This is a genomic window from Catenibacterium mitsuokai (assembly GCF_025148785.1).
In the GTDB taxonomy this organism is placed as follows: domain Bacteria; phylum Bacillota_I; class Bacilli_A; order Erysipelotrichales; family Coprobacillaceae; genus Catenibacterium; species Catenibacterium mitsuoka.
Genome location: NZ_CP102271.1, coordinates 2,239,126 through 2,256,995, shown reverse-complemented (window position 1 = coordinate 2,256,995; position 17,870 = coordinate 2,239,126). Strand labels below are relative to the sequence as shown.

Genomic DNA, 17,870 nt, shown 5'->3' with positions numbered 1-17,870 from the left:
ATGTGAGATGAATAAGTACGTTGTAAAGAATCAAAACAAGAATGTCTTTGGTATGACGGATTATGATATCCCTATGTTTGGTTTCAAGAGTGCTTTAAAAAAACTGCGCGGAAAGCCCACTCCTTTAGGTGTGGGATGAATAACACACAATATAAATAGTGTTAATAATGGTAACTATGTATTATCCATTCTTTAAGATGTATGGTGGTGAATTATTAGAAGAAGAAAAGGCAAACGAAGCATCTGAAAATTAAGAGGTAACAGAAATGTTGTATATAGGTATAGATGGCGGAGGTACAAAAACAAAGATGGTTCTTTTTGATGAGAACGGATCTCGTTTAAAAGAATTAATCCTTCCTACAGTACATGTTTTAACTCAGCCACAAGATCAATCTATTGAAATATTAAGAGATGGTGTCAATCAGCTAGATCCTGATCATACTGCAATAATAGGTGCAGGACTTGCAGGATATGGCCAACAGAAAGAATTAAGAGATAAAATAGAATACATATGTAAAGAAGCATTTGAAGATAGAACTTTTGTCGTAGAAAGTGATGTAAGAATTGCGATAGAAGGTGCATTAGATGGTCATGATGGTATTGTGGTCATTGCAGGAACAGGCAGTATTGCCTTATCCCTTAAGAATAATAAGCTGACACGTTGTGGGGGCTGGGGTTATCAATTAGGTGATGAAGGCAGTGCTTATTGGATTGCGAAGAAGATGTTTAATACATTCTGTAAAGAAATAGATGGCAGACTAGAAAAGACAGTTCTTTATGATCTTGTTATGAGAGAATGTCATCTAGATATTGATTATGATATTATCACATTTATGAATAGTCTTGATCGTACATCTATTGCATCCTATGCTTATATCAATGGATTAGCTGCCAATCAGGGAGATCCTTATGCGATAGAAATATATAGACAGGCAGCATTAGAAATTCGTTCACTCATACAAACACTCTTAAAAGAACATGATTCAACATCTCGTATTTCCTATATTGGAGGCGTATTTGAACATGCTTCCAAGTATATTCTACCTATTCTAAATGAAACAATAGAGAATCTTATTTCACCTATCCATACACCGGAATATGGTGCTTATAAGCTTGCAAGGAAACTAGGGTGAAAACATTAGTTTTTTTAAAATGAGGAAATTATGAAAAAGACAAAAGATATATTATGGGGTGGAGCCACTGCTAGCAGTCAATATGAAGGTGGCTATAAAGAAGGCGGTAAAGGCTTAGATACACAGGATTGTAGACCCTATCTAAAAAACATCTGATGCGACAACATCTACAAGACTACTCACACAAGATATTATTGATGAAGCGATTGATGATGGTGTAGATGTTATTGGCTATAGCATGTGGGGTGTTATTGATATTGTTTCTGCAGAAAGCTTTGAAATGGAAAAACGTTATGGCGTTGTTTATGTAGATGCTAATAATCTAGGTCAGGGTACTTATAAGAGATATAAGAAGGATAGCTTTAAATGGTATCATGACTTTATTGAAAATTAACATAAACAATTCAATTAAGGGACTCTTATGAGTCTTTTTTTTGATATGATAGACATATGGAGGATTTCATATGACTTATATTGGACATTATCAATCACCATTAGGAGATATACTTATTGCGGTAGATGAAATAGGTGTATATGGCTTATGGTTTGAGAATCAGAAGTATTATGCATCAGGATTAAAAGAACCTTATGAAGAAAAAGAAACAGAACTAATTTTAAAGGTAAAGAGATGGCTTGATCTTTATTTTAAGAAAGAACAGCCATCTATTGATTTTCCTCTTCACTTCATAGGTACAGACTTTCAAAAAGAAGTATGGGATATTCTTTGTGATATTCCTTATGGACATACAATGACTTATGGAGAGATTGCGAATATATTGGCACAAAGAAGAGGTGTTAAAAGATTCTCTGCTCAGGCAGTAGGAGGAGCAGTAGGACATAATAGAATAAGTATTATTGTACCTTGTCATAGAGTGTTAGGGAGCAATGGTAGTTTAACAGGTTATGCAGGTGGTATAGATAGAAAAGAAGCGTTATTAGAGTTAGAAGGGAATAAATGATGGACCTAATAAGATATAAGTCTATTTTATTAGGGTAGAATAGTATTGTGAGGAATATGTATGAGCAAGTCATTAGTCGGTAAATTTTTTATAAAAGCAGAAGGTGCATATAAAGAATATAAAGGAAATAAAGCGTTTGATGCAGGAAATTATATAAAAGCAAAAAAATGTTTATCAAGAATTATATGTTTTATATAAATGCGAATTGGGAGAAAAACATCCAGATACATTAGATGCATTAGAGGCTCTTGCAATTTCTTATGAATGTTTGGGAGATTACAACAAGGTGTTTGAAATGAGAAAAGCAGTTTATAACGGAAGAAAGGAATTTTTAGATGAGAATAATCCAGACACATTGACATCACTTTCTAATCTAGCAATCTCTTATTATCATTTAGGTGATTACAATAAGGCTTTAAAAACAGAGAATAAAGTTTATAATGCAAGAAAAGAGGTTCTAGGAGAGAGATTTGGATACGTTAACATCACTTTCCAATCTAGCAATTTTTTATTCTAATTTAGGAGATTACAACAAGGCATTAGAAATGGAGAATAGAGTTTACAATTCTAGAAAACAAATTCTGGGAGAGAGAGATTTAGATACGTTAACATCGCTTTCTAATCTAGCAATCACCTATTCTGATTTAGGGGATTATAACAAGGCGATGAAACTGCATGAAGAGGTTTATGTTTTAAGAAAACAGATTCTAGGAGTTAATCATCCAGATACATTAACATCACTTTTCAATCTGGCAGGCTATTATTCTGATTTAGGAGATTATAGTAAGGCGTTTGAATTACATAATACAGTTTATAATGCAAGAAAAGAAATTCTAGGAGAGACACATCCAGATACATTAACATCACTTTCTAATTTAGCAATCTCTTACTCTAATTTAGGAGATTACAACAAGTCGGTGAAACTGCATGAAGAAGTTTATATTTCAAGAAAACAGATTCTAGGAGTTAATCATTCAGATACATTAAGATCACTTTATAATTTAGCTATCTCATATTCTGATTTGGGGGATTATAACAAAGCATGTGAATTAGAGAACATAATTTATAATGCAAGAAAAGAAATTCTGGGAAAGAAGCATTTTGACACGCTATCTGCTTTACATAATTTAGCAATCCATTATTTTTATTTAGAAGATTATAACAAGGCATTAGAAACAGAAAATATAGTTTATACTGAAACAAAAGATAGTCTCGGGGAGAAGCATCTTAGTACATTGATGGCACTTGATAGTATAGCAATTTACTGTAGTAAGGTAGGAGATTATAAAAAAGGGTTTGAAATTGCAAAATCAGTTTATAGTGCAAAAAAAGTGATTTTAGGAGAGAGTCATCCTGGTACACTCATCGCATTAAGTAAATTAATTTCAAGACAGATTCATCAAGACAAAACAGATAATCAATCTATTAAGAAGAATATGACTGCATATTTTGAAAATATTAATAACCTTAAGAAAACTGCCTTTGATATAAAAGATGTCTCTTCTAGACGAAACTTTCTTAAATCATTCAATGGTGTATATAAATTATTGAAAGTCAGTGTTTTTGAAAGAAATATCAAAGACTTATTAGATTATCTTTTCGTCAATAAGAATCTATCTTTCGAGATGGATGTCAATAGATTCCACAATAAAAATATGGGGGAAAGATTATTTTTAAAAGAAATATCTAATATGATAGGTAATCAGCTGATTATTGATTTCTATGAACTTGATGATTCAAAGTATGGTCTTATTCTCATAAAGAAAGGAAAGTATTCACAGTGTGTTGTTGATTGTGAAGAAATTATCAGTGGTACATTTGTTAATGATGAAGATATTCAATTATTCATTGGTTCTATTAGAGACTATGATCATATTTATATCTGTCCTGATGGTAAACTCTATAACTTATCCTTTGAAAGAGTACTTAACTGTCTCAATATTTCTTATCTAAGTTCTGTACAGACACTCTTCGATAATGATACGGATGATGGTAACACAGATCAGCTTGTATCCTTTATCTATCCAGACTTCTCAGGTACACAATCTGAAGATAATGACAGAGGAGATACAAAAGGTGTACTCTATGGTTCATATCTAGAAGGTATGTTCATTCATGATATCTATGGTGAGAAGTCCACTGTATATAGTTCATATCAAGCTAATCATGATAACTTCTTCAATACAAAAAGGCCAAGAATACTACATGTTTCTACACATGGTGACTATCTAGATAATGAACATATGGAACCAATGGATAGAGGCGTTTTATGCTTATCAGGATATAATGTAGAAGATAATAATTCTGGTTATATCAGTGCTAGAGAAATACAGTATATGGACTTAAAGGGTACAGAACTAGCTGTATTATCAGCCTGTAATACAGGTTTAGGTGAGAATATAAGTGGTGAAGGTATTTATGGTATTAGAAGAGCTTTTGAACTTGCAGGATGCCAGACACTACTTCTTACTGTAGAAGAAGTAGATGACTTTAACTCTGCAATATTTATGAAATCATTCTATGAAAGATACAATCAGACAAACAATATCTATCAGTCCTTCAAGGATACCAAGGAATACTTGAAAGAACATGGCTTAAAAGAACTCAAAGAATTAAGAACTGTTTTTGAGAAAGAAATGAAAAACAAAATCAAGAATCCTTTCGTATATACAAGAAACCTTAATGAATTCAATAAAAGAATTGAGGAAAGTGAAACTATTGGACAAATAGTCAGAAAGAAGAATAATCAATATATTCAGGAAGACTGGAATGGATTCATTATTCAGGGAAAGATAGAAAACTAATAATCATATTTAAAGGGACAGCAATGTTACGGTTGCTGTCCCTATGTTTTTACTGTTTATCTCTGTAATTAGTATTACATTATTAGAGTCTACGATGATAATAGTACCATCGTACAAAACCAAATGCACCGATGGCTATATAGATTAATATAATTAATGCTGTAATGGAAATTGAAAATTGATCATCACCAATTTTGATTTTAGACCAACGTTCAAAGTATTTGGTGTTGTAGAACCACCATAAGTTAAGTATTACTAAGATTAGTTCTAACATATGTATCCTCCTCACAAGGCAATAAAGATTAAGGAAAGTGTAGTTGAAATGTTGATACACTTTCTTATGCCTTTCATAAAATAACTTATGGGTTATTAAAATTCCCTGTTTTTGTCTTAAAACATTTTAACTTTCAGCATTTATTGTCTTTTGATTAAAGGAGTATAGAATAGTTGTTTTTAATAGATTAGAATGGAATTGACGGATGTTGTTGGGAGGAATAAGTATGAGTAAGCTTACGATTGATGATCTTGTTAAACAAGAAGATGAAGAAGAAATTGACATTAGTATAAAAGAAAAAAATCCTTATCAGGAGTTATATGACTTATGTAAAAGTAAACTAGGAGAAAATAATCTGTTTACATTAGATACGTTGAATAATCTTGCTAATTATTATAGAGATTTGGGAGCACACAATAAAGCATTAGAACTACATGAAGAGGTATATGTTAAAAGGAAAGAAATTCTAGGAAAAAATAATCTAGATACAATATCTGCTTTAAATGATTTGGCATGCTCTTATTTTGATTTAAGAGATTATAATAAGGCAGCAGAACTACAAAATACAGTTTATAATACAAGAAAAGTAATTCTAGGAGAAAGTGATTCTGATACGTTAAAGGCACTTTCTAATTTAGCGGTCATTTATAGTTATCTAGGATACAACGATAAGGTGCTAGAAATGAAAAATACGGCTTATAATGCGCTAAAGGATAATTTAGGAGAGAAACATCCAGACGCATTAATAGCACTTGCTAATCTAGCAAGTTCATATTCTGATTTAGGAGATTACAACAAAGCAGTTGAACTACAAAATGCAGTTTATACTGCACGTAAAGAAATTCTAGGAGCGAATCATTCAGATACATTATTTGCTTTAAACAATCTAGCAAATTATTATTCTTATTTAGGACATTACAATACCGCGCTAGAAATGAGAAATACAGTTTATAATACAAGAAAAGAAATTCTAGGAACAAACCATCCAGATACATTAACAGCACTTGCAAATCTAGGACTTACTTACAGTGACTTAGGAGATTATAAAAAGGCATTGGAAACTGAAAATACAGCTTATAATGCAAGAAAGAAATTTTTAGGAGAGACTCATCCAGATACATTAACGTCACTTTCTAATCTAGCAAACTGTTATTCTGATTTAGGAGATTGCAATAAAGCACTAGAAATGAGAAAAGCAGTTTACAATACAAGAAAAGAAAAACTAGGAGAGAAACATGCAGATACATTATCTTCATTAAGTAGTCTAGCAAACTCATATTCCGATTTAGGAGATTACAACAAAGCATGTGAACTACAGAATGTAGTTTATAATGAAAGAAAGAAAATTCTAGGAGAGAAACATCCAGATACATTATCTGCCTTACACAATCTAGCAAACTCTTATTTTGAATTAGGAGATTATAATAGGGCACTACAACTACAGAATACAGCTTATAATGCATTAAAAGATATTTTAGGAGAAAACCATCCTGTCACATTATCTGCCTTAAACAATCTAGCAAACTTTTATTCTAATTTAGGAGATTACAATACTGCGCTAGAAATGAGAAATGCAGTTTATAATGCGAGCAAAGAAACCTTAGGCGAGAACCATCCAGATACATTATCTTCATTAATCAATCTAGCAAACTCTTGCACTAATTCTGGAGATAATAATAAGGCTTTTAAACTACAAACTATAGCTTATATTTCAAGCAAAGATACTTTAGGAGCTAAACATCTTAATACAGTAACTGCACTAAACAATTTAGCGTACTTTTATTCTAGTTTAGGAGATTACAACAAGGCATTAGAAATGAGAAATGCAGTTTATAATACAAGAAAAGAAAATCTAGGAGAAAACCATCTAAGTACATTAATAGCACTTTCCAATCTAGGAGGTGCTTACAGTGATATAGAGGATTACAACAAGGCGTTAGAAATAGAAAACATAGCTTATAATGCATTAAAAGAAAATCTAGGAGAGAGTCATCCTGATACATTGCTTGCACTATCAAACCTACTAGTTTCACAGATTCTACAAGATGAAACAGATAATCAATCTATTAAGAAGAGTTTGAACGCATATTTTAAAAATATTAATAATCTTAAGAGAACCGCCTTTAGTATAAAAGAAGTCTCTTCCAGACGAAACTTTCTTAAATCATTCAATGAAATATATGAATTATTGAAATCATGTGTCTTTGAAAGAAATATCAAAGACTTAGTAGATTATCTTTTCATCAATAAGAATCTGTCTTTTGAGATAGATGTCAATAGATTCCACAATGAAACAATGGGTGAAAGATTATCTCTAGAAGAAGTATCTCATATGATAAGTAATAAGCTTGTTATTGATTTCTATGAACTTGATAATTCAAAGTATGGTCTTATTCTCATAAAGAAAGGAAAATATTCACAGTGTGTTGTTGATTATGAAGATCTCATTAGTGGTTCATTTATAAATGATGAAGATATTCAATTATTCATTGGTTCTATTAGAGACTATGATCATATTTATATCTGTCCTGATGGTAACCTCTATAATTTATCATTTGAAAGAGTACTTGACTGTCTCAATATTTCCTATCTAAGTTCTGTCCAGACACTCTTCAAGAAGAATACGGATGACGATTACACAGATCAGCTTGTATCCTTTGTATATCCAGACTTCTCAGGTACACAATCTGAAGATAATGATAGGGGAGATACAAAAGGCGTACTCTATGGCTCATATCTAGAAGGTATGTTTATTCATGATATCTATGGTGAAAGGTCCACTATATATAGTTCATATCAAGCCAATCATGATAACTTCTTTAATACAAAAAGACCTAGAGTACTTCATGTTTCTACACATGGTGACTATCTAGATAATGAAAATATGGAACCAATGGATAGAGGTATTCTATGCTTATCAGGATATAACGTGGAAGATAATAATTACGGTTATATCAGTGCTAAAGAAATACAGTATATGGACTTAAAGGGTACAGAACTAGCTGTATTATCAGCATGTAATACAGGTTTAGGTGAGAATATAAGTGGTGAAGGTATCTATGGTATTAGACGTGCCTTTGAGCTTGCAGGATGCCAGACATTACTTCTTACTGTAGAAGAAGTAGATGACTTTAACTCTGCAATATTTATGAAATCATTCTATGAAAGATACAATCAGACAAACAATATCTATCAGTCCTTTAAGGATACCAAGGAATACTTGAAAGAACATGGCTTAAAAGAACTCAAAGAATTGAGAGATGTCTTTGAAAAAGAAATGAAGAACAAAATCAAGAATCCTTTCGTATATACAAGAAACCTCAATGAACTCAACAATAGAATTGAGGAAAGTGAAACTATTGGACAAATAGTCAGAAAGAAGAATAATCAATATATTCAGGAAGATTGGAATGGATTCATTATGCAGGGTAAGATAGAAAACGCATAGCATTAGAAACACATCAAAAAAGGTGAAGACTTATCTAAAGTAATCACCTTTTTGTATGAATTTCAATTAGCTGGGACTTTGATATATATGATCTACTAAACCATAAACAATCGCTGTTCTAGCATTCATATGATAATCTCTATCACAATCTTTCGCAATTGTTTCAATATGAGCACTACAATTTCGTGCAAGTATTGAATACAAGTTATTATTGATTTCTTCAATGTGTTGTGCAGATCTTAGAATATCAGTGGTCTGCCCTGAGAATCCAGCTAGAGCTTGATGAATCATCATCCAGGCATTTGTTCCTATGTAACGTTTGCCTTTTGTGCCAGATGATGCAATCACTGCTGCCATAGAAGCTGCCTGGCCCATTACAATTGTTTTAATATCACATTCAACACTATTCATAGTATCTAGAATAGCTAATCCTGCAGTAACAGAACCACCAGGAGACATAATCCAAAGAGTGATATCTTCATTACTCACTGCAGCTAAATGATTCATTTGGCAGCAGATATCTGCCGCTAGAGAATCTGTGATTTCATCTGTAATGTAGATGACTCTTCTAGAAAATTCTTCAGATATACAATCAGAAACCATATAACCTGTAGAAGTAGTAATTCTTGTTGATGGTAATTTCATATTCTATTCCTCCTTTAACCGTTGGTGAATCAGATACATCTTCAAAATATTTTTAAGTTTCACTATGATTTTTATTTTTTTAAGAACATCACGGCTGTCTCATCTTTCATTACAATACCATTTGAAAAAGGAATAGGTATATTACCAGTCACTACATCCTTCACAAATTGATGTGTTGTATAAATTTCAACCTCTGGTGGATTGATATCATATGAAGGTACTTCATATTTTTTATCATCATAGATATAAATGCTTGGCAACATCATACAATATTTGATTCCTTTTGAAATATTGATATAGATTGCTTCTTTGTAATTCCATACTTTTTTCAGCATCATAAGATCTGTAATGCTACATAATGGTTTTTCTAAACCATTAGGAGTAATATTTGTGTTTCCTAGTTTTGTTTCTAACTTATTAAGTAATTCAAGTTCAGTAGAGCCAAGATACAATGTAGATGTACAGTTAGAAAGGAGTTTTTCTGGGTTTTGATATCTTTCATTTAATAGTGCTAAACTCTGTACGCAAAGGTAATATCTAATGTTTCTACTACGATGTGTTGCTAATGCCTTATCCATATTTGGAATTGGTATTGAGGCAAATTCATCTAAGATAAAGTTCATACGTGTTTTTAAGCGGCCACCTTTAGAATGATAAGCCTTATCAATCAAGAAACTTTGAATCTGATTTATAATGATTCCAACAATTGGATCAGCTGTAGATGTTGTATCATCAGTTACAATAAATAAAGCAGTTTTAGGATTGAGTAAATCATGCAATTCAAACGTATTGTGAGACAACATTCTAGATAATTTAGGATTTTGATTAAATACTCCAAAACAAGCAGCAGCTGAAACCAAAATGCTTCTAAGTGTTTCATTTGCAGCAGAAACAATCTGCATCAGAGAGTTCTTTGTTAGATTGTCAGGCATTTTACTTAAAAAAGATAATTTAAGACTCTTAGTAGAATACTCCATATTATAATTAGACCAGTTTAAAACATTAATCTGTTCTATCTTTGGATAAGATTCAAACATCAAGGCTCCAGTCGCGTTCATATACATGCGAGCAGAATCAATCCAAAAGAGGTCTTTTGTGACTTTGCGTTGATCTTCGGATAAAACATTAACTATGTCTGAAAGTAAAGATAATCCTTTATCTTTGCTACCATAACGATACATTTGAGCAGCATATTTTAAAATATTAAAGCAATCCTTGTCCATAGAACGAAAATCAATACAAAAAACTTTATATCCTGATTTTTGAAGCATTCCTGCGGTGAGATTATATAACTCACCCTTAGGATCAGTTATAACCATATTTTCAGGTGTATTCGTCTGGCTAAGAGTATAGATAAGAGGAGTAAAACAAGAAAGACTCTTCATCATACCACTTGATGCAATGATTGCAGTATGTCCATCATCAGAATCAATATAGCCAGTTTTACCATCAGAAATGATTGGTAAACCGCCTTTCTCTATCTTTTCATTCTTATCAAAATCTACTTTAGTCAGTTGTTTTATTACTTCTTTTTTTGGTGTCCAATACGCCATAGGCTTTTCATATACATAACCAGTATAACTAGCTTCGTGTTTCTTCATATTTCTCTTTCTCCTTGTTTGATTCGATAATCTGATTTAACTCGTCTAGTTCTTTTTTACTTAGCATATAACAAATCATAGAATTTGGATTAGATACTAATTTATCAATCAATTTCATATTGACACGTTCATTTGAGTTCCATGAAATAATTGTGATTAACTGAGAAACAGCTTCCTCACTAAAATGATGACATAATAGATCAATGAAAAAGAATATTACACTATCTGTACATCTCATTCCTTTTTCTTCACACATTGAATGCACAATTTTTATCATATTCTTTTCTTTTTTTTCTTCGATTACTTTGCATGGAATGTTGTCGATGATAAATAACTGTAGAACCTTGCTGACTAATTCTCTAGATGATTTTTCATTCTTATTATCGATTAAAAAAATATACTTCCATGTTTCATTCATATCCATGAGAAAATAAAGTATTAATTTAAGATAACAATCATCACAATGATTTAAATAACTGCTTAAATTGATAATAATATAACCTTGAAATTCATTTCTACGTCCAGCGTACTTGGCCGCTAATCCTTGAAGACGCTTTAACTCAGTGAAATTTTTTTCAAATGGTTCTGTATAGCGTAGTTCAAATATGAATGAGTTTCGTTCACCTTCAAAAAAATCTGGATGATTATTCTTATAGATACTCACAATAAGTTCAATAGTTTCTTTTTGCTCATAGGGTCTACCTAGAAGGATGAAGTTCTCTGAATTATAATTCTTCTTTAAAGTGTCCATTGTTACAGTCCTCCTTTAAATTTATATGATCCTTTTATGATTTCTAATTCGTTTTTATCACCACCTTCACTTATAATACATATCCCTTTATTATTCCCATTTTTTGGATGAGATATTTCTTGGTATAAACAAAAACATGTATTGGGAGGATGCAGATGATTGAGATTAACAAGATATATATATTGTGGTAGATGAAACCAGAAATATTATTAGATATAAAAAAATCCTCCTAATAGGAGGAATTCATTACGCTGTCTTCAGACTTTTTTTCATTTTTACTAACGCAACAACTGCAAGTACTGCATTAATTAAACACCAGAATGACCAAATATATAAGTCACCATAACTTCCAGCACCAGTAAATCCAAATAAAGCAGCTAAACCAAATAATACAACTAATGCAATATTGCCACCTTTTTTAACACTTTTTCTCACACAGATAGAAACAATACCACCAGCAAGTAAAAGAATTGCGACAAATAATCCAGCACTTCCTCCAGCTTCTCCATTTGCTGACATTGTATTGGCTACGCCAGCCAATGCTGATTGGAATAATACAAATACGCTTAATACGATTGATAATATTCCAGAAACTAATTTCCAAGTTTTCATGATTAAATTCTCCCTTCAAAATATATACATAAACACCATTAAGTGTGTTTACCTTCATTTGATATATATCATAAATAACAATATCAAAATTCGCGTATATAATAGTCCTACATGTGAAAATATTCAATACATATATATCGTATATACACGTATTTACTTATTTGTGCATGAATAATTTATCGAACCATCATAAAAGGGGGGTCACCATTCAGGTGCCCCCCCTCGCTCTTAATCAAAATCAAAATTATCTTTATTCTTTTCTTTAAAGATTTCAAATATCTCATTCAATAATTCTTGATCATCTACTGAACGATAGTTTTCTTCATCAGAGTCATCATCTGATTCTTCACATCTTAAGATTACTACTTCATCTGCATCATCCTCTACAGGTAATAAAACAACATATGCTTCATTATTATGTTCAATCAAATCAAGATATTCAAACTCTACTTCATTTCCATGTTCATCATTTAATACGACAATATTATCCATTAGTCATCCCTCTTACTATATTCTTCTCCATATTTCACAAGACGATCAAACTTCTTCTGGTTCTCTTCATTTTCAAAAGTAATTTTCTTAATATTATTTAACTTATAAAGAGCTTCAGTCGTATCTTCAAATACATCTTCATCATGTTCTCTATGCCATGTAGTATAATCCTTATCAATCAGATAAGCCATCTTCTTACCATCTAGCAATGCGTCTACATAATCTTCAGCAGCATCACCAATCTCATGATTTTTAAAAGAATCTTCTGCATGCTCATACTTGCTTAAATACTTCAGTTCAGTATCTACATAGCGAGTATAGATTTCTGTTGTGACTTCTGCATCATTTTCTTCGATTTCCCATCTTGCTTCTAAGGCTTTCTTTAAATCCTTATAGAATGCATCATCAATTGATTCTTTTGTTTGTGTTGGTGTATCAGTTTGTTTAGCAGAATTACTCTGTCCTGTATCCTTATTATTGTTTGTACATGCACTTAAACCAAACACTACTATACACGATAATAATAATGTAAATAGTTTCTTCATACTGAAACCTCCTTTCATATTAATTATATAGGAAAATGATTTCTAATTGTGAAAAAATGCCTTCTAAAATTTAAATAAGTATAGTATTGACCTTAAAGCGTGCTTTAAAGATAGAATAGGCAAGAAGGGGGAAATTATGGCTAAAAGAATTAATCCATTAGAAGGATCATTATGGGATAAGATCCTTGCATTCGCATTACCTTTAGCAGCTACAAGTATTATTCAGCAGTTATTCAATTCCTGTGATGTAGCGACTGTAGGGCAGTTTTCAGGAAGTCATTCATTGGCAGCAGTAGGGAGTACTGCACCAATTACTAATCTATTTATCACTATCTTTGTAGGATTCTCTGTAGGAGCGAATGTTATTATTTCACGTTTTTTAGGAGCACAAAGAGAAGATAGAGCCAATCAGGCCATTCATACAGCGCTTGTATTATCTGTTATCACTGGTTTTATTGTTTCTATTATTGGAGAAATCATTGCCCGTCCACTATTAGAACTCATGTCCACACCAAAAGAAGTACTACCTCTTGCAGTACTCTACTTAAGAGTCTGTTTCATAGGAATGTTCTTCTTAACTATCTATAACTTTGAATCTGCGATTCTAAGGGCAGGTGGAGATACCAAAAGACCACTCTATTGTTTGATTATTTCAGGAACGATCAATGTTGTATTGAACTTAGTATTTGTCATCTTGTTTAAGTTAGATGTCGCTGGTGTTGCCTTAGCCACTACGATTGCTGATGCGACAAGTTCTTTATTGTTGTTTAGGATTCTTTATAAAGAAGAAGGGGCATTACAGGTCAGACTAGATAGAATGAAGATGGAATGGGTCTATACAAAAGAAATACTTATTATAGGTATTCCTGCTGCAATACAGGGAATGTTGTTCAATATTTCTAATATCATCATTCAATCAGCTATTAATAGCTTAGGTGCTGATATTGTTGCAGCCTCTACTGTTGCCTTAAACTTTGAAATGTATTCTTATTTCTTAGTTACAGGATTTGCGCAGGCAGCTATTACCTTTACATCACAAAACTATGGCGCAAAGAACTACAAAAGATGTATCCAGTCTATTAGATGGTGTATGTTACTTGGTGCACTTTTTACAGGTGCTATCAGTGCACTCTTCGTATCATTCTCACCAGCTCTAGCAGGAATCTTTACATCAGATCCTGCCATTGTGAAAATAGCTTGTGTTCGTATTTCTATTGTAGTCACATTTGAAGTGCTCAATATGACAATAGAAATCATGTCAGGTGCACTCAGAGGACTAGGCAATCCAATGATTTCTACAGTTCTCTGTATCGTCTTCACTTGTGCTCTAAGATTGGCCTGGATTTTCATCGTATTCGCAAGAATACAGACATTCCAGTCAGTATTAGTCGTTTATCCAGTCAGCTGGGCTGTGACTTCAGCATCTATTGTGATTGCTTATCTTGTAGTAAAAAAGAAGAAACTTATTATGTAAGCCAGAATCAACTCTGGCTTTCTTTTTGTTACAGTTTCCTTTAAAATGAATAATAAGGGAGGGATAACCCATGAAACAACATAATACATTAACACTTAAACAATTCATCATAAGATCTGTAGGAGTATATTTCATTACTCTTGTTATATTCTGTTTATTTTTATTCAAAGTCATCCCAGGCTGCTCATTACTCCAATCCAAACTTGTTTTATTCTTACTTGCAATACTTAGCGTTGGACTCATTTACTTTGAGAAAGATGACAGAAGAAATTATTTAAGTATAGCGCTTAATGTGCTTATGCCTTTTGGTATCTATACTACAATCGCATATATGCCACTTCTTACACTACCTCTTGGATTAGTATGGGGAATACTTATTACACTTAATGTTATTTACATCGGTTTATATTTATCTAAAGTCAAAAGAAGAAACTATAACTCATTATTAGAAAAATCACAGCTTGTGATTGGTTTGGCTTCTCTCTTATCACTTGTCATTGTATTAAGCTTTACTTTATTTGGTTCTTCTATCATTCAATCATCTACTAAGATTACAAACAATACAGATGTCTATATGAGAAAATATGATGAAAAATCACTTAAAAATTTACATAACTGGTCTAAACTTGAACGTAAAGAGAAGCTCAATACATTACAAACTATATGCAATAACGAAAGAGACTATCTCGGTATATCTTCAAGAATCAAAGTAGGGGCTGGAAGTAACTTAACACATGCCTATTGTCAGTATAATAATAAATCAAAAGAAATTACTTTTGATATCAGTCAATTAGATCATGCTTCTTCTACAACTCTACTAGAGGCATTGCTTCATAGTACATATCATGCTTATGAATATGCCCTTGTAGAATCTTATGACACAATGAGCAGTGATTATAATAAGTTATTTGACTATCGTATCATTGCTACTTATAAGAAAGAGTTCTCTACAAAGGTCACAAATAAGGCAAAATACTACAATCAGATCAATGAATCTAATGCAAGATCCTATGCCACAGATGCTCTGCAGGACTATCAAAATAGGCTAAAAAAATAGAAAACACAAAAAGTGAACAATACAGGATTGTATTGTTCATTTTTTGTACATACGTCCTTTGCAATTTAAAATATTGTACAGAAATCAGTACAATCTATTATTAAAGTAATAAAAAGTTACTAAAAAATAGACACACTTGTTTAGAATTTAGTAAATACAGTAATAAAAATATGATTTGTCACTAAAATACAAAATTTTGTATGAAATTATGTTGACAGTATACAATTTTTAGACTAAACTTATCACCATAGTAGAAAACAAAATACTACAGGAGGAGAATATATGAAAACAGGTAAAACAGTAAAAGTATTGCTTACCGCTGCCACTGCTGCAGGAATGTTAGCTGGCTGTGGTTCTAAGACAGATACTGATACATTCAGATTTGCAAGTGAATTAGATATCCAGGGTATGGATTCTACAGTAGTTGATGATGGTATGTCATTCAACGCAATTCATGCTATTACAGATGGTTTAACAGCCGTTAACGAAAAAGGTAAGACTGCACCTGCACTTGCTAAGAGCTGGGATGTAAGTGATGATGGTAAGACTTATACATTCCACTTAAGAGATGCAAAGTGGTCAAATGGTGATAAGGTTACTGCAAATGATTTCGTTTATTCTTGGCGTAAGATCATCAAAGATGCTGGTAACTATGCTTATATGTTAGGTAACGGAGGTGCTTCAGTTAAGAATGCAGATGCACTTATGGAATTAGGTGCTAACGCAACTGATGAACAGATGGCTACTCTTGGTGTTACAGCTAAAGATGATAAGACTTTAGTAGTAGAACTTGAAAACAAAGTTCCATATTTCACAGACTTAATGGCATTCCCATGCTACTTCCCACAGAACGAAAAGTTCGTTGAAAAATGTGGTAAGAACTATGGTACTAAGCCAGAATACACATTATCTAATGGTGCTTATAAGATGACTAAGTGGGTTAAGGGAAACAAAGCTACATTCACTAAGAACGATAAGTACTATGATGCTAAAACAGTAGCAACTAAGAATCTTGAAATGTACTTAGTACAGGATCCTAAGACTGCTGCACAGAACTTTGACAATGGCAAAGTTGACTATGCAACAATCAACTCTACATTAGTAGATAAGTATAAAGATAAAGATACATTCACTACTTTCAATGAAGGGTACTTATTCTACTTACAGTTAAACTTCAAGAACAACACTGTTGCTAACAAGAACGTAAGAGAAGCTTTAGCTTATGCAATCAACAGAAAAGACTTATGTGAAAACGTATTAAAAGATGGTTCTATGGCTGCAACTGGTTTCGTTCCATCTCAGTTATCTACTAGCCCAGCTGGTAGAGACTTCCGTGATGATGCAGATAAATATGTAAGCTATGACCAGAAGAAAGCTCAGCAATATTTAGATGCAGCTAAGAAAGAATTAGGTACTGATACAATCACTATTGATTTATTATATGGTACTGATGAATCTCCAATGGATACTATGGCTGAATACTTACAGGGTTCATTCACTAAGTTAAAAGGCTTAAAGGTAAACATGGTTGCAACTGTTAAGAAAGACAGAATCTATAACAGAGAAGCACATGGTAACTTCCAGGTAGTATGTACTCGTTGGGGACCAGACTATGCAGATCCAACAACTTACTTAAACTTAGCTTTAACTGATAACTCAAACAACTATGGTAAATATGCTAATGCGAAGTTTGATGCATTAATGGAACAGATCCAGAAAGAATCAGATTTAACTAAGCGTTGGGATTTAATGATCCAGGCTGAAAAAGTTATGATGGAAGATATGGCTTATATCCCAGTATTCGAAAAAGGTTCTGCAGCATTAAAGGCTAAGAACGTAAAAGGATTAGTAGTGGTACCAGTAGGAACTCCATATACTTTCAAATATGTTAAATTAAAATAACCTCTACTTTGTGTCAAAACAGAGTGGCCAAGGAGATAGCAGAAATGCTGTCTCCTTTTTTTTTTTTTTTTTTTTCGTTTTGATTAAACATTTACAATATTTCTGATATCACTAAAATGTAATGAGATTTTAATATTTTTACAAAGAAAATGTACAAAACGATTGACTATATC

19 protein-coding genes are annotated in these 17,870 nt (G+C 32.2%); 12 read left to right on the top strand and 7 right to left on the bottom strand.

Going from position 1 to position 17,870, the window contains the following annotated elements; all coding sequences use genetic code 11:
- Positions 1-7 precede the first annotated feature (7 nt).
- The 8 genes from NQ499_RS11695 to NQ499_RS11660 all read left to right on the top strand — a co-directional run bounded on the left by NQ499_RS11695 (position 8) and on the right by NQ499_RS11660 (position 4,896).
- Positions 8-139 (top strand): hypothetical protein, encoded by a 132-nt coding sequence (locus NQ499_RS11695; RefSeq protein ID WP_006506850.1) that lies wholly within the window; start codon positions 8-10, stop codon positions 137-139.
- Positions 140-266: 127 nt separating this feature from the next.
- Positions 267-1,133, top strand: coding sequence for an N-acetylglucosamine kinase (locus NQ499_RS11690; protein ID WP_006506849.1), 867 nt, complete (start codon positions 267-269; stop codon positions 1,131-1,133).
- A gap of 30 nt (positions 1,134-1,163) precedes the next feature.
- Positions 1,164-1,289, top strand: coding sequence for a family 1 glycosylhydrolase (locus NQ499_RS11685; RefSeq protein ID WP_006506848.1), 126 nt, complete (start codon positions 1,164-1,166; stop codon positions 1,287-1,289).
- Positions 1,290-1,371: 82 nt separating this feature from the next.
- Positions 1,372-1,527: a family 1 glycosylhydrolase gene (locus NQ499_RS11680; protein WP_006506847.1), complete on the top strand. Its 156-nt coding sequence runs from the start codon at positions 1,372-1,374 to the stop codon at positions 1,525-1,527.
- Between the two features lie 70 nt (positions 1,528-1,597).
- Positions 1,598-2,092: a methylated-DNA--[protein]-cysteine S-methyltransferase gene (locus NQ499_RS11675; RefSeq protein ID WP_006506846.1), complete on the top strand. Its 495-nt coding sequence runs from the start codon at positions 1,598-1,600 to the stop codon at positions 2,090-2,092.
- A 60-nt stretch (positions 2,093-2,152) separates the two neighbouring features.
- Positions 2,153-2,290 (top strand): hypothetical protein, encoded by a 138-nt coding sequence (locus tag NQ499_RS11670; RefSeq protein ID WP_006506845.1) that lies wholly within the window; start codon positions 2,153-2,155, stop codon positions 2,288-2,290.
- A gap of 7 nt (positions 2,291-2,297) precedes the next feature.
- The gene (locus tag NQ499_RS11665) at positions 2,298-2,609 is read left to right on the top strand and encodes a tetratricopeptide repeat protein (protein WP_006506844.1); all 312 of its coding nucleotides are present in this window, start codon (positions 2,298-2,300) and stop codon (positions 2,607-2,609) included.
- Positions 2,563-4,896 (top strand): CHAT domain-containing protein, encoded by a 2,334-nt coding sequence (locus NQ499_RS11660; RefSeq protein WP_040390186.1) that lies wholly within the window; start codon positions 2,563-2,565, stop codon positions 4,894-4,896. Before NQ499_RS11665 ends, NQ499_RS11660 begins: the two co-directional genes overlap by 47 nt.
- 82 nt (positions 4,897-4,978) lie before the next feature.
- Here the strand turns inward: NQ499_RS11660 and NQ499_RS11655 are convergent, their stop codons facing one another.
- A complete protein-coding gene (locus NQ499_RS11655) occupies positions 4,979-5,170 on the bottom strand; it encodes a hypothetical protein (RefSeq protein WP_040390185.1) in 192 nt (63 codons plus the stop codon).
- Positions 5,171-5,396: 226 nt separating this feature from the next.
- Between NQ499_RS11655 and NQ499_RS11650 the strand changes: the two genes are divergently transcribed.
- The gene (locus tag NQ499_RS11650) at positions 5,397-8,618 is read left to right on the top strand and encodes a tetratricopeptide repeat protein (protein ID WP_040390184.1); all 3,222 of its coding nucleotides are present in this window, start codon (positions 5,397-5,399) and stop codon (positions 8,616-8,618) included.
- Between the two features lie 66 nt (positions 8,619-8,684).
- Here the strand turns inward: NQ499_RS11650 and NQ499_RS11645 are convergent, their stop codons facing one another.
- From NQ499_RS11645 to NQ499_RS11620, 6 genes are all read right to left on the bottom strand, one after another.
- A complete protein-coding gene (locus tag NQ499_RS11645) occupies positions 8,685-9,263 on the bottom strand; it encodes an ATP-dependent Clp protease proteolytic subunit (RefSeq protein WP_050772200.1) in 579 nt (192 codons plus the stop codon).
- A 71-nt stretch (positions 9,264-9,334) separates the two neighbouring features.
- Positions 9,335-10,864 carry a type IV secretory system conjugative DNA transfer family protein gene (locus NQ499_RS11640; RefSeq protein ID WP_006506840.1) on the bottom strand — a complete coding sequence of 510 codons (1,530 nt, stop codon included), beginning with the start codon at positions 10,862-10,864 and terminating at the stop codon, positions 9,335-9,337.
- Positions 10,845-11,615, bottom strand: coding sequence for a hypothetical protein (locus NQ499_RS11635; protein WP_006506839.1), 771 nt, complete (start codon positions 11,613-11,615; stop codon positions 10,845-10,847). The genes NQ499_RS11640 and NQ499_RS11635 overlap by 20 nt, the downstream gene beginning before the upstream one ends.
- Positions 11,616-11,861: 246 nt before the next feature.
- Positions 11,862-12,227, bottom strand: coding sequence for a hypothetical protein (locus NQ499_RS11630; RefSeq protein WP_006506838.1), 366 nt, complete (start codon positions 12,225-12,227; stop codon positions 11,862-11,864).
- A 228-nt stretch (positions 12,228-12,455) separates the two neighbouring features.
- Positions 12,456-12,719 carry a DUF1292 domain-containing protein gene (locus NQ499_RS11625; protein WP_006506837.1) on the bottom strand — a complete coding sequence of 88 codons (264 nt, stop codon included), beginning with the start codon at positions 12,717-12,719 and terminating at the stop codon, positions 12,456-12,458.
- Positions 12,719-13,264 carry a hypothetical protein gene (locus NQ499_RS11620; protein WP_040390183.1) on the bottom strand — a complete coding sequence of 182 codons (546 nt, stop codon included), beginning with the start codon at positions 13,262-13,264 and terminating at the stop codon, positions 12,719-12,721. Before NQ499_RS11620 ends, NQ499_RS11625 begins: the two co-directional genes overlap by 1 nt.
- Before the next feature lie 136 nt (positions 13,265-13,400).
- On the opposite strand from NQ499_RS11620, the gene NQ499_RS11615 reads away from it, so the two are divergent.
- From NQ499_RS11615 to NQ499_RS11605, 3 genes are all read left to right on the top strand, one after another.
- A complete protein-coding gene (locus NQ499_RS11615) occupies positions 13,401-14,738 on the top strand; it encodes an MATE family efflux transporter (protein WP_006506835.1) in 1,338 nt (445 codons plus the stop codon).
- Positions 14,739-14,808: 70 nt separating this feature from the next.
- A complete protein-coding gene (locus NQ499_RS11610) occupies positions 14,809-15,795 on the top strand; it encodes a hypothetical protein (RefSeq protein WP_006506834.1) in 987 nt (328 codons plus the stop codon).
- Between the two features lie 282 nt (positions 15,796-16,077).
- A complete protein-coding gene (locus NQ499_RS11605; protein ID WP_006506833.1) occupies positions 16,078-17,697 on the top strand; it encodes a peptide ABC transporter substrate-binding protein in 1,620 nt (539 codons plus the stop codon).
- Positions 17,698-17,870: the final 173 nt, after the last annotated feature.